This is a genomic window from Paenibacillus sp. Root52, assembly GCF_001426865.1.
Taxonomy (GTDB): domain Bacteria; phylum Bacillota; class Bacilli; order Paenibacillales; family Paenibacillaceae; genus Paenibacillus.
In genome coordinates this window covers 78,202-90,701 of record NZ_LMFO01000012.1, presented here as the reverse complement: position 1 = coordinate 90,701, position 12,500 = coordinate 78,202, and the positions used below count along the sequence as shown (strand labels likewise).

Below are 12,500 nucleotides of genomic sequence, written 5' to 3'. Positions count from 1 at the left end.
ATTCCTCAATCAGCGTAATGTTGAACACATAAGAATACGCTTACATTACGTTGTACTGCAAGACATCATATCTTATTCTTCCAGGAGGTTCAATGATGAAAAAAAGATTTTTGGTATCACTAGCTAGCTTGTTACTCGTATCCGGATTGCTGCTAGCTGGCTGTAACTCAGCTAAAACATCGGAAGGTTCAGCTAAGGTAACCCTTACGTTTGGAACCAGCCAAAGTGGCATTCCACGTACGGGAATTATGCAAACGATGGCGAAGGAATATGAACAAGAAACGGGTGTAAAAATTGACTTTCAGGTGGTGCCTGACGCCCAGTGGCGAGATCTGATCAAAGTAAAACTCGCTTCTGGTGAAGCACCGGATATCTTCAATGTCGATGTAGACCCACTTAGCATGCCAGCTAATGTGCGACCAGAAGAGAATGCGATTGACCTGACCAATGAGGAATTTGCCGGACGAATGTCCGAAGAAATTCTGCCAACCGTAAGCCATAACGATAAAGTTTACGGCGTTTCCTTTGCTCCATCGAAAATCTGGTATGTGTACTATAACAAACGGATATTTAATGAGCTGGGCATCGAGCCCCCAACCACATACGCCGAGTTTAAAGCCATTAGCGAGAAAATTAAGGCTCAAGATATCATCCCATTTTACCAAGCACCAGCAAGCGGATGGTATCAGGTACTCCCCCTGTTCGAGACAGGGCCTAACTATGAACATACGACACCGGGAACTTATGAGAAGCTGAACAACAATGAGATGAAGGTCGCAGATCTGACGCAGTTAAAGACCGTTATTGAGCAATTAAAAGAATTCGCGGATCTCGGCTATTTCGGTAAGGACTTCTTGTCCAACACGGTCGAAGCTGGCATCGAAGCCTTCGGTCAAGAAAAAGCAGCAATGCTGCTGCGTGTGCCTGGTACTGAAAAAGAAGTCTCCGAAGCTTACCCTGAGATGGAAGACAATATGGGATTCTTCGTCATGCCTTGGGGTGATAACCAAACAATTGGTGTCAATCCAGGTGGTTCCGCAGCGATGTTTGGCAACAAAAACAGCAAGCATCCTGAAGAAGTGCTGAAATTCTTCCGCTGGATTACGGAGCATGACAACCTACAACGTGTATTTGACGGAGGCGAGGGTAATCTGACCATCTGCTGGCCGGAGATTGAACCTAAGCTGACACAAGATTATATCGATTATGAGAAAAGTCATGAAAAAGGAACGGTTATGCAAGCAGCCGTGAAGTATATCGATCCTCAATGGATGGATATCGGCAAAGATATCTCGGGTATGTTTGCCGGCGCTATGACTCCTGATCAAATTTTGCAAAATATTGATAAACGTCGGGCGGAACAAGCCAAAGTGTTAAAAGATGAGGCATGGCAGTAGTTGTGTCGTGTCACTACAGTGAAGCACGCGGCAGGAAGGACAGGTGTTACATGTTATGAATGCGAACAAAATTTATCCTTGGTACTTCTCATCCGGAGCGATTGTGCTTTACCTCCTATTCATCGTCGCTCCCGCCATGCTGGGTATATATTATTCCTTCACCGACTGGAACAGCTATAGCTCGGAGAAGAACTTTGTTGGACTGGAGCATTTTCGCACGATTCTGGCGGGTGATCCAACCTATCTGCTTTTTATCAAAAACACAGTGTTATTTACGTTAGTTACATCGATTGCGAAAACGGTATTAGGGCTATTTCTCGCCTTGCTACTCGTTAGTGGTGTAAAGGCAGCCAATCTTCATCGGATGATTATTTTCTCACCGCAGGTGCTGTCCTTCCTCATCATTGGTCTAGTATTCAAAAGCCTACTTGATCCAAACAATGGCTTTGTTAACGTTACGCTGCGGTCGCTCGGACTTGATTTTCTGGCGCAGAACTGGCTCGGCTCACTGACGTGGGCGATGCCGTCCATTATGGCTGTGGATACGTGGAAAGGCATGGGCTATATTATGGTGCTGTTTATTGCGGGATTGCTCGCCATTCCCCGTGATTATTACGAAGCGGCATCCATTGACGGCGCAGGTTTCTGGCAGAAGCTGTTCAAGATCACCCTACCGATGCTGATGCCTACCATCACCATTGCAACAGTATTAAATATTACGTATGGCTTACGGGTATTTGATGCTGTTTACGTACTCACCAACGGCGGCCCGGGTAATGCAACAGATGTCATTAATACAGCAGTGTATTCGTCTTTTGCCAAAGGGTATTGGGGACTCGGTAGTGCACTATCCACCATCTTGTTTGTCATTATGGCGATCATCTCCTTCTTCATTATTCGCTTGATGAACCGAAAGGTGGAATTCTAGATGCGCTTGAAGAAACGACTTGTTTCCCTATGTCTGAACGTGCTGGCATGGATCCTTAGCCTTATTGTATTGATTCCTTTTGCCGTCATCGTCCTGAACTCGTTCAAGTCTGATGCGGAAGCTAAGGTGTTGAAACTAACACTTCCAGAGACGTTTATTTTCGAAAATTATAAAATTGTATATGAGCAAGGGCATCTGGGTAGCTCCTTCTTCAACAGTCTGTTACATGCAGGAGCATCCTCCCTTTTACTCGTATTTGTCGTGGCCTTCTCAGCCTTCACACTATCTCGGAATCACTCCCGGTGGAGTAAGTTCCTATACTTCTTCCTCATTCTAGGCATTACATTGCCTCTGAACTATATTCCATTGATGGAAGTGATGAAGACACTAGGCATGATTAATTCACATGTGGGCATGATTCTACTCTACACTGCGATGGGCATTCCCATCTCCCTGTTCATTACGTTTGCGTTTGTATCGAATATTCCAAGAGAGTTAGACGAGGCTGCCATCATGGATGGATGCAACGGGATCAAGCTTTTCTTAAAAGTTATTGTCCCTCTGCTCACCTCCGTGCTGGTTACGGTATTTGTCTTGAATTTCCTCAGTGTATGGAATGAATTCACCGCTCCGCTCTACATGCTCAATACGGTCGAGATGTGGCCTATGACGCTGGCTGTATATAATTTCTTCGGACAGTTCAGTGCACAGTGGAATCTAGTTAGTGCGGATATTGTACTTACGTCACTGCCCGTGTTAATTGTGTTCCTCATTGGGCAAAAGTATATTGTAGGCGGGCTCACTTCCGGGGCTGTCAAAGGTTGATATGGCAGGATTTCATGAGAATACGCAAGATGCAAAATAGAGTTCAGCTAACATGAATGGAGCCCATGCTGCGGAGGACAACGAAAAATTCATTTGACTTCGGCGTACTTTGTAACTATTATGGTTACAACGGTGGTGATTAACAATGAAACAAATCAGCAGTCGTTTCTCCATTGCAGTTCATACATTATCTCTGATTGCCGTTGTACCTACAGAGTGCACCGGAGATTTTATAGCTAGAAGTGTCAATACCAATCCCGTCATCATTCGCCGGATCATGTCCACGCTGAAGAAAGCAGGCTTGATTGATGTTAGACCTGGCGTTGGTGGTGCGTATCTGCTCAAGCCGCCTGCGGAGATCACGTTGTTGGATATCTATCATGCGCTTGATGTCGTGGAGGATGGTCAGCTGTTTAACTTTCACAAACATCCGAATCCAGCCTGTTCGGTAGGCAGCATGATTGAGCATACATTGCGTCCCGAACTGGTAGAGGCTCAACTTGCCATGGAGGAACGGTTGAAGCGTGTAACGATTCAGCAGTTGATGGATCAAGTTCAACCAGATGAATAGCCCAGTACACTATGCTTCCCTTTCGATTTTTCGATTGGTTCGTTGAAGAGAACTGGCTATTCTGGTGAAAATTAAAAAAAGCTCAAGGTTGAGCTTTTTTTATCCCTTCGTTGTAATCACACCTGTTATAACGTATGTGGTTACATCAATACTTTTACATCAGGAAAGCTATATCAACACATTTACTTAGGCATTTCCCTATGATTTTAAAACATACCCATTGGAGGAATTAACAATGACAATTTTAGTTACTGGCGCAACAGGCCATCTCGGTTCACTCGTCGTAGAAGCTTTGCTACAATCCGTTCCGGCTTCGAATCTGGCAGTAAGTGTTCGTAATCCAGAAAAAGCAGAACATCTGCGCTCCCAAGGTGTAGACGTGCGTCATGGTGATTTTGATCAGCCGGAAACATTGGCACAAGCCTTTGCCGGTGTAGATCGTCTACTCTTGATCTCTGCTGATGCAGATAACGAAACGCGTATTCGTCAGCATAAGGCTGCCGTAAGTGCAGCGAAGCAAGCTGGGGTTGGCTTTATCGCCTACACGAGTGTTGTCAATGCAGGACAGAGTTCCCTTTCTCTCGCAGAAGTACACCGTGCAACAGAGAGTGCGATTCTAGAGACAGGCATCCCTTATTCCTTCCTACGCAATAACTGGTACTTGGAAAATGAAGCAGGCAGTATTCAAGCTGCGATTCAAGGCGCACCTTGGGTTCATGCTACGGATTCCAGCCAGGTAGGCTGGGCTACTCGTCGTGATTACGCACATGCTGCAGCTGCTGTGCTAACAGGTGAAGGTCATGAGAACACAGTCTATGAACTATCTGGTAAACTTCTAACTCAAGCTGAACTTGCTGCCATCGCTGGTGACGTACTGGGCAAGGACATTCCCGTTCAGAACGTAGACGGCGCTGCTTATGCTGAAATCATGAAGGGCGCAGGTCTACCAGACTTTATCGTATCCATGCTAGTGGATATGCAAGCTGCAATTAAAGATGGCGCACTTGCAGTAGAGAGCAACACACTCGAACAATTGCTTGGACGTCCAGCTCAGCCACTTCGCGAGGGCATTCAAGCGATTGTTGGTCAATAAGATCCGATGAGCCGTTGAGCTGATTAGTTTCAAAGACTTCGCTTCTGTTAAGGATATGTCATGATCGTACGAGAAAGGGACACGCCAACTGATTGTTGGACGTGTCCCTTTTCTGTACTAACGATTGATTTTAATGAGTATACACCGTAAGAGCAATCCCGATCATAGACCGGTGTTGTCTCTTTTGGTAGCTCTGTTTGCATCTCGTTTGTATCTTCTCTCATGCTCTTTCTTATGATCCACTCATGGCTGTTGAATGTACTGTACAGGAATGTAATCAGCCAGCCAAATATTTTCATTTCCATGGTAGAACTGTACCCCATCTTGGGCAGCTTTAGCAGCGTCGATTGTCAAAATAATAGGCTGGTCATCCCGCCTGCGTCCGACCTGAGTGGCAGTTTCCATATCTGCGGATAGATGCACGTATTGCCGTTGTCTCGGCTGTAAACCCTGCTCCATAATGGACTCTACTGCACGTAAGGGCGTACCATGATAGAGCGTCTCTGGGGGAGTTGCAGGTAATTTCGCAATCTTGTGCGGAGTCGAATGTCCATATAAGGCGCGAATCCGACCAGCTTGAATCTCATGTCGCTTTTTCTCCGAGACTGCGATCATCTTCTCTAGATCCGCTTCCGTCACATGCTTCCACTGCGGGCTCTCATGCAGCGCCACAAGCAATTGTGAGATCTCCACCCAGCCCTCTTCGTCTAACTCCAGCTCATATTCCCACGGAGCATGACGCAGCGCATAAGAGAGCTCTTTACTCAACTTCATCAGATCCATCGCAATCAACTCCTTAGTAGGTTAATAGGTTCAACAAAAGAGATTTACTCTTGTTCACTCCGATGAGAGAATAACCTTAATGGTCGCTGTTAACCTCCGTTTTTTTGCACTCCTTCTGCAAAGGAGAAAACGGGGCTAGCTTAGGCTTCCGATGTAAAATACCACCGTTAGGAGCGTACAGCCGTTAAAATCTCTTGTATATTCCGTGCAAGTCCCTCATTATCATCCTGTGTAAATTGGTAGTGTCCATCAATGCCACGATGAATAATCGTATTCATGACTGGATGAGCCTCACGATCTGAAGCCACTCGAATGAGGTCATCGGCAAAGTCTACTGCTTGTTGTTCACTATAAAGAAACGGCTTAATCAGCATTCGAATACTTAGGGCATGCGCCTGCGGCTCTCGAAGCTGATCCCGATGAGTGATGCCATATACAGCGCCGAATCCAAAAGCAGCAATAACTTGTCGTTCGAGTTCTGTCGTCTGCTCCAACGGCGTGCCAATCAGTTCGCAGATTCGATTCACCATCTCCTCTAGCTCATTTGCCGCAGCAGCCAAAATTACATCATTAATATCATCAGCGTTAATAAAATCAGTCATAGGGTAATTCTCCATTTCTGAACCAGTTTGGATCCATTCTATGAATCACTTGCCCCTATTGTAACGAGATAGGGCGCTCAGTTCAAATCTATCAATATGCTCAATAGATGCTATGAACTGGAATAAAAGGCCAAGGGCGAACAAGGTTCATTTCATATCTCGAGCAATTAACTATTTTTTATGAATGGTAGGGCTAGGAAGATTTTCGTAAGCATGAATGTTAATACCCGCCTGGTTCATGATCTCACGCAGCTTCGTCGCAAACTCTGAATAATAATAGTCTGTGTTCAGACTTCCCGCATAATCTCGCAGATCATACTCGGATAACTCTACTCTTAGATCAACTAGATCATCCACCAACACCTTCTTGATCGCTGCATCTGTTATGGATGGATCGATATGACATTCGTTGACTAGTGCCTGTAACGTTTGTTGCAGTGTCTGCTTGTCATACGTGGGATGCGTTAACAGGAAGCTCAGATCGTATAAGTCTTTGAACCGGGGTCTAACAATCGTCTGATGCAGCTTCCACGCAACTTGAACCGATAATGGAACAGTGTACGGAACGACAAAAGGCTCTCCCATAAGCGGTTGGTACGTGAGTGGGATCGGCGCAACCTCCATATCCAGATTAAATGAAATATCGAGAAATAACTCCTCTTCATAGGTATCTTCCTGTCTAGGTTCACTTGTGAAATAATAAGCTAGATCGGTATTAATCGTTGGAAAGTCATCCGCCATCGCGTAATCAATTCTGCGCCAAAAGGCGTTCTCGCGAAAACTTCTAAACATGACACCATCGTTCAGATCAAGCTCCGTGACCTGGATCATCCAGTCGGTAAAAAGTTTCTTGGCCTGCTGATCATCTTCGACTTTACCCATATACAAAAAGTCGATATCCTCCGCATCCCGAATATCTCGGTTGCTTAAATATTGTCTCGTTAACAAACTGCCTTTCAATACAAATGGCATACCTACATGAGATGCTCTTCGTAGCAGTGCCTCTAACGCAATAATTAATTTCTCTCCCCAGTTGAACTGGTGTAAATGCTTCACTTCAGGCATCTTAATTCCTTCTTTCCCTATATGTATGTGTGATTAAATCCAGCCACGATCCAGTTCTTCTCTGCTGTCATAGACACATAATTCGTACTGTTCCTTGATGAGCTCGATTCCGTTGTGTTGCAAGATATGATGTATCTGCTTCACTGTGTTGCAGAACTGTTCAGAGCTGTTATATTCTCGGACCGTTACAAATCGTATTTTGCCATTTGCATTAAGCGAGTTTCTTGAAATATGTCCACCGTTACCTTCGCATAGTTCTTTTAATTGATTCACATCATCTACGTTCACTTTACCGTGCCATTCGAAATAGGGGGTGGAGTTAGCTACCATCCGCTCATGAAAGTACGTCTCTTCCTTCGCTGGAACCTCTATCTTGGTTCGCACGACCGTAAAGCCGCTATGTTGGAAGCGTGCAGCCATCTGTTTAATGGTACCGTGTACTTCATCAAAATTCGTACTATGTATTACGCCTGTAATCATCGGTTGATGAATATAATCGCCATGATCTAACACAATCATCACTGGTTTAACCTGCTCTATCTGGCAACGTTCAATAAAACTCGCCTTTTCTTCAAGACTTAGATCATTCACTGTAATATGAAACTCAAATTCCATGTGCTCACTCCCTGTCGTTTCTTATGATGTTAGGATCGTTGCGAAGATGTTAGGTGTACTAATTCGCTCACAATTCTCTGGGAAACTTCCTAAATTATACATCGGTATTTCGCTAGATTTATTTCAGTTTTTTTCATTTCCTGACTAAAAAACATATTGAAGTCTCTTCAGAAGTAGCCACCAATCATCCACACCCGTAGCAATACTATTGTACTTGTCTCCAAACACATAGTTAAATAGGAAGCCATTCCAATCCCCTATGTTTTCTTCTCCTTTTATGTGCTCTTCTTCTTTCAGAACGTAAAGCAAACCCGATTTTCGGTTGATCACTAACGGCTCATACAATATTTGCCCAACCTCAAGCCACTCACGCACATCATTCACCCAATTGGTCAGACGATATTGCTTCTTGTCCAGTTCTTCATATGACCATAGATCAATCACACCACAGCGGGCACCATTACTCATTCCAAGAAAATCATAATATGGTCTCATGTGAGGACAATCTGAAGGTAGGGTGTATGCTAGACCTGAATGTAGTTGACCATACACTACACTATCATGATCCTGCATCAACACTGCTTTAACTTGATCTATAGTCCTTTTAAGTTGCGAATTCATAACCCAATCTCCTAATCTAAGTTAGTACTTATTTAAGATATGAAATTTGAATATTCACAAGATTATGCAAACAAATTTCAATTCTCATATCTTCGTGTTCGTTAATGGCTGTTAATGTTGTATCTTGAATACTTAACTGTTTAATAGGATTGGTTGCATCAAGAAAGATTCCCCACACCAAATTGTCGTCTGCATCTGTGCAAGCAATGTAGCCTTCATTTCCCATTTGCCCGTCCCCGCCATAGATCTTCCCACCTTGATAATTAATACTCGTCCATGGGTCAACCATAGTCCAGCAGTCAGCGTTATATTTCTCCACACTCTCAATCGTGGTATCACAGAGGGGAGAACAGTATATTCTGCGCTCATTGTTATTCGGATCGTAATACGTCTCAACATTTAACATGATGATGTTCCCATTGGAGAAAGCAATACAATTCAGTCCCGGCAACTCGCGTTGTTCGGCAGACCAATGTTTCATTATTAAGCTGTTCATAGCGTTATCCTCCTTATTCATTTAATTTTTATCTATGTGACAAAACATTCAATTGATCCAATTCGAATCTACATGCAAGATAGAGTCCAGTCTTTTTCACTCTCTTTAATATATGTAACATACCCATTTGCCGAAAATCGTGCATCAACCACCCTGGTTGCGTAAGCCTTACTACATCCTTGTTCTACAAGGATTTCATCCAGCAAAAATAACATAAATAGAGATTCAGACGCTCCATCATTCGATAAATATAATCCCAGTAATTCGTTGTATTGAGAACCGAAAACCAAACCTATGTATTCGATTTTGAAAGTCAGCTTTTCTTTGCATTCCAGTAGTCCTTCGTATGTAGCGTACAAATTAAAATCATCCACATCATCTATTCGATTCGCCGAAATTAACGGATTCATTCCCCTGATGTACATACCTATGACATTACCATCACTTTTTTCAAGGAAAATAACCTGGTCTAATCGTTCATGATCCTCTTCATCCTGTAGATAAATGATATTTGCAATTTCTTGTTGGCTAAAATAGTAGTCTACCTTTTTGGTAACAGAAGACATATATTTGTTCATGCAGAACCTCACGATCTATTGTGGAATAATCATCATGTATTATAATTATAAAACCGAAATAAGTTTTTATGATTTAACTAGTTTAGTAAATGTACAATGTACCTTTTGGCCATCTTCCGTTCCATCCGCATGGACAGTGCCCTGATCTAAGAACCAGTAACATTTGTCCAAAGAAACTTGGACAACCTTTAAACTCGCCAAACGCACGCTCAACACCAGCATTAAGCAATAACCAGGCTATTGTTCCTGCAAACTCATCTTTTATATTCTTCTCTTCAATAACATCGTTAAGTGTAGCAATAGCCGTTTTATACTGCTGTGACTCTCTTACGGCAACAACAACTGCATTAAAATCTCTAACACTATATCCTAATTTCCTCAGAATAAATTCCGCAAGACGATCTCTACTATTGGAGATTATCGCCTCCCATTCTTCCTTATCATCCAATTCTTCTGCTGTCTCCCAACCCTCCACTTGTTGTATTGAACAAAGTAACTCCATGGCTTCGATTTTTCCGCAATTTTTAAACCAACGGATATCCTCGAATTCATTCAACAACTCTTGACTAACAATAATCTCTTTCATTAAATATCAAACTCTCCTTCTTATCTTTCTATGATAATCTTTCCAGTACTCTTTAAGTACCATACTTATATGATGCGATAAGTTTGCAAATCAGTACATATAAACACTGTAAACTCAAGTATTATCTAGATGTATTCTGTACTTCCCTTCTTTCGATAAGGATTCAAACAAATACAACCCTACATCATCAGAGATTGAATCTCTATTAAAACCATAATTTTCATTTAGTATCAGTCATACAACTGAATTAAAAATTCAGAGAACGTATCACTAACTTTCTTGAATTCACTTAAATCTAGACTTTCATCATAAAGAAAGACTGGCGGATCATCACCCTCGTCTAAATTAAAGTACCAGAACATATATCCCTGATGCATCATAAATACAAACTGATTATCTGTTAGTTTCTTAGAATAATTATTTTCTCCCAAAAGTTCAACTGCCCATTCCTTTAGCTCTAATATATACCTCATGGAATAATCTGTACCTGCCAAAAACTCAACCCCGTTACCCGCTTTGTACATAAATTCCAAATAAGTTAAGGGGAGTTCTTTGGTTGGACTTAGATTCTTCAATGTTGAGATCTCATCGTCGTTGCAAGGTTTCATTGGAATCGATTGCGCTTCTAAGTTTGACAAGAAAATTCTGATATCATTACCTTCTAAAGAACTCATTCTAGATTCCTCCACATTTTAATAATCTATGATTTAAACTCTAGTAACTTTAATATTCGGAACTTCACCTGACATTGTCAACAAATCCTTGCAAATTCGATAAACACCTCAAAAAATATTGTCTTTAACTATGTAATTCTTCTATTCACCAACCAGAATAGGCAGGCTCCGTATTCTAACCAGAACCTGCCTGCCTTCTTTTATCAATCACTATTAGACATAATACTGTATATGTCGCTCTTTTTCAGGAATGTCCTCATCCCCTAATAAATCAATCTGCGTTAAAGCATCCTTGTGTTCAAGTTCAGCAATGAATAGCGCATAGAAATCACCTGTTGTCGGATAGGTGTATAGACCATATCCTTTTGGAGAGATCAACTTGTTAACTTCTCTGATCTTCTCCGAAAGATACTTGTAGTCGAACTCTCCCAACTCTTCCAGTTCATCCGGGGTTCCCAATTCAATGTCGTGATTGAACTCGTAATCTAAGATATAGTTTACGATCTCATGGCTCTCTTCTCCCTTGTAATCCAAAAACAAAAATCTTTTGGTTTCCAGACCATAGTTCAGCATACTGAAATACGCAAGCGACTCCTCTGGATCATTCAAGATACGTTCAACGTCTTCCGGATCTTTGAAAATCAAAGGCACCAAATCTTCCTCTTCCATATTGTATTCCTCCTCTCTTATTGAAATAGTTCTCCATGTTGATTAGGAATATATTCAGGGTAATTCTTACGATAGAATTCATCTACCATTTTGAGCAGTGGGTCTAATTCAGGATACGGTTCAGGGTCTTGTATATTCATTTTGGCTTCAGGTGTATTCATGAGAAAATCATCAAAGTGCTCCGGATTAGGTAGTCCTCGTTTTTTTCGTACATGAAGTAAGAAGAGAATTTCATAGGGGTAAAACGCGTAATCGAAATCGCCAAACTCCAGTGACTCTCCTAAATCTGAAGCCAAGGTAGAATGATGATCTGACATCTTAGCGATTAACTGTGTGATCTCATCCAGATCAGGTGTATTCCAACGATCCAACACTTCTCTATAGATACCAAGTTCCTCTGGAATCAAGTCACAACGCTTATCCCTATCCTCTAATGTTGATCTGGCAGCCAAATGAACATGATCACTAGTTCCTAAAATCGTTCTGTTAGTGTATTGTAGATACAACTCTAGCAAAAACCAAATATGTTGTTTCCAATCATTGGCCTCCATAATGTTCTCTCCAAAATAATCCTCTATAAAATTAAAGAATAATGTTTCCTCCTTCGCCCATCCATACATATTAAAGTGAATTAGCGCAATTATGTTGGACTCAAAAGAATAATTGATCAATTTCATTTTCGGATAACGATCTTTATAAATATGTCTACACATACATTGATATAAAGTAACTTGCTGCATTTGTATTAATCCAATAGAACTGTTATTACCGTTGATTAAGATTTCATTTTTCCATACAGATAGCCAATAGGAGGAGATTCTATACAGATTAATTAAAAGAATATGATCTTTTCCAATATCTTGACTTTCTACTATTGGAGTATTTTCACTTTCAGCTTCTTCATATTTCAACTGAACTTTATCTAAAGTTGATTTATCCGCGAAATTTTTAACATACCTTTTATAAGCTAATTGTAGTTTTTTTGAATTTAACATTC

At 41.7% G+C, this 12,500-nt stretch carries 16 protein-coding genes; 5 read left to right on the top strand and 11 right to left on the bottom strand.

What is annotated here, in order from left to right:
* Positions 1 to 95: 95 nt before the first annotated feature.
* From ASD24_RS11920 to ASD24_RS11900, 5 genes are all read left to right on the top strand, one after another.
* Positions 96 to 1,397 (top strand): ABC transporter substrate-binding protein, encoded by a 1,302-nt coding sequence (locus ASD24_RS11920; protein WP_056695868.1) that lies wholly within the window; start codon positions 96 to 98, stop codon positions 1,395 to 1,397.
* Positions 1,398 to 1,452: 55 nt separating this feature from the next.
* Positions 1,453 to 2,325, top strand: coding sequence for a carbohydrate ABC transporter permease (locus tag ASD24_RS11915; RefSeq protein ID WP_056695866.1), 873 nt, complete (start codon positions 1,453 to 1,455; stop codon positions 2,323 to 2,325).
* The gene (locus tag ASD24_RS11910; protein WP_056695864.1) at positions 2,326 to 3,150 is read left to right on the top strand and encodes a carbohydrate ABC transporter permease; all 825 of its coding nucleotides are present in this window, start codon (positions 2,326 to 2,328) and stop codon (positions 3,148 to 3,150) included.
* A 145-nt stretch (positions 3,151 to 3,295) separates the two neighbouring features.
* Positions 3,296 to 3,721, top strand: coding sequence for an Rrf2 family transcriptional regulator (locus tag ASD24_RS11905; protein ID WP_056695862.1), 426 nt, complete (start codon positions 3,296 to 3,298; stop codon positions 3,719 to 3,721).
* A 235-nt stretch (positions 3,722 to 3,956) separates the two neighbouring features.
* Positions 3,957 to 4,814 (top strand): SDR family oxidoreductase, encoded by an 858-nt coding sequence (locus ASD24_RS11900; RefSeq protein ID WP_056695858.1) that lies wholly within the window; start codon positions 3,957 to 3,959, stop codon positions 4,812 to 4,814.
* A 243-nt stretch (positions 4,815 to 5,057) separates the two neighbouring features.
* On the opposite strand, the gene ASD24_RS11895 is transcribed toward ASD24_RS11900, so the two are convergent.
* The 11 genes from ASD24_RS11895 to ASD24_RS11845 form a co-directional block, all read right to left on the bottom strand.
* Positions 5,058 to 5,597 carry an RNA 2'-phosphotransferase gene (locus ASD24_RS11895; protein WP_056695855.1) on the bottom strand — a complete coding sequence of 180 codons (540 nt, stop codon included), beginning with the start codon at positions 5,595 to 5,597 and terminating at the stop codon, positions 5,058 to 5,060.
* Positions 5,598 to 5,764: 167 nt separating this feature from the next.
* A complete protein-coding gene (gene imm48 / locus ASD24_RS11890) occupies positions 5,765 to 6,199 on the bottom strand; it encodes an Imm48 family immunity protein (RefSeq protein WP_056695853.1) in 435 nt (144 codons plus the stop codon).
* Positions 6,200 to 6,370: 171 nt separating this feature from the next.
* Entirely contained in the window at positions 6,371 to 7,264 is an 894-nt protein-coding gene (locus ASD24_RS11885) for a nucleotidyl transferase AbiEii/AbiGii toxin family protein (protein ID WP_056695850.1), read from the bottom strand.
* 33 nt (positions 7,265 to 7,297) lie between these two features.
* Positions 7,298 to 7,879: a hypothetical protein gene (locus tag ASD24_RS11880; RefSeq protein ID WP_056695847.1), complete on the bottom strand. Its 582-nt coding sequence runs from the start codon at positions 7,877 to 7,879 to the stop codon at positions 7,298 to 7,300.
* Positions 7,880 to 8,023: 144 nt separating this feature from the next.
* A complete protein-coding gene (locus tag ASD24_RS11875; protein WP_056695846.1) occupies positions 8,024 to 8,500 on the bottom strand; it encodes a hypothetical protein in 477 nt (158 codons plus the stop codon).
* A gap of 28 nt (positions 8,501 to 8,528) precedes the next feature.
* The gene (locus tag ASD24_RS29940) at positions 8,529 to 8,996 is read right to left on the bottom strand and encodes a hypothetical protein (protein WP_082560379.1); all 468 of its coding nucleotides are present in this window, start codon (positions 8,994 to 8,996) and stop codon (positions 8,529 to 8,531) included.
* Positions 8,997 to 9,064: 68 nt separating this feature from the next.
* A complete protein-coding gene (locus tag ASD24_RS11865; protein WP_056695843.1) occupies positions 9,065 to 9,574 on the bottom strand; it encodes a hypothetical protein in 510 nt (169 codons plus the stop codon).
* 82 nt (positions 9,575 to 9,656) lie between these two features.
* Positions 9,657 to 10,160, bottom strand: coding sequence for a hypothetical protein (locus ASD24_RS11860; RefSeq protein ID WP_056695841.1), 504 nt, complete (start codon positions 10,158 to 10,160; stop codon positions 9,657 to 9,659).
* Between the two features lie 230 nt (positions 10,161 to 10,390).
* A complete protein-coding gene (locus ASD24_RS11855; protein ID WP_056695838.1) occupies positions 10,391 to 10,834 on the bottom strand; it encodes an SMI1/KNR4 family protein in 444 nt (147 codons plus the stop codon).
* A 213-nt stretch (positions 10,835 to 11,047) separates the two neighbouring features.
* Positions 11,048 to 11,503 (bottom strand): DUF6630 family protein, encoded by a 456-nt coding sequence (locus tag ASD24_RS11850; RefSeq protein ID WP_056695835.1) that lies wholly within the window; start codon positions 11,501 to 11,503, stop codon positions 11,048 to 11,050.
* Positions 11,504 to 11,520: 17 nt separating this feature from the next.
* Entirely contained in the window at positions 11,521 to 12,498 is a 978-nt protein-coding gene (locus ASD24_RS11845; RefSeq protein ID WP_056695832.1) for a hypothetical protein, read from the bottom strand.
* Positions 12,499 to 12,500: the final 2 nt, after the last annotated feature.